This is a genomic window from Vibrio sp. 10N.222.55.C6, from assembly GCF_041473395.1.
GTDB classification, from domain to species: Bacteria; Pseudomonadota; Gammaproteobacteria; order Enterobacterales; family Vibrionaceae; genus Vibrio; species Vibrio crassostreae_C.
This window is the reverse complement of record NZ_JBFRSD010000661.1, coordinates 1-226: the sequence shown is the minus strand read 5'-3', so window position 1 is coordinate 226 and position 226 is coordinate 1. Positions and strand designations below refer to the sequence as shown.

At 46.0% G+C, this 226-nt stretch carries 1 protein-coding gene; it reads left to right on the top strand.

From position 1 onward, the window contains the following. On the top strand, positions 1 to 226 hold a 226-nt coding region (locus AB4486_RS25530; protein ID WP_372119522.1), incomplete at both ends, for a DDE-type integrase/transposase/recombinase.

Here is a 226-nt window from a genome sequence, read left to right as displayed (position 1 = left end):
CATATTGAGATCCCAAACCTCTTAGGCCGCCAGTTTGCAGTTACGGAGCCAAACAGAGTTTGGGTTGGTGACGTTACTTATGTTTGGACTGGCTATCGTTGGATGTACTTAGCCGTAGTTTTAGACCTGTTCGCTAGAAAAACGATTGGTTGGGCAATGTCATTATCGCCCGATAGTCGATTAACTCGTAAGGCTCTTGCCATGGCTTATGAGTCTCGTGGTAAAC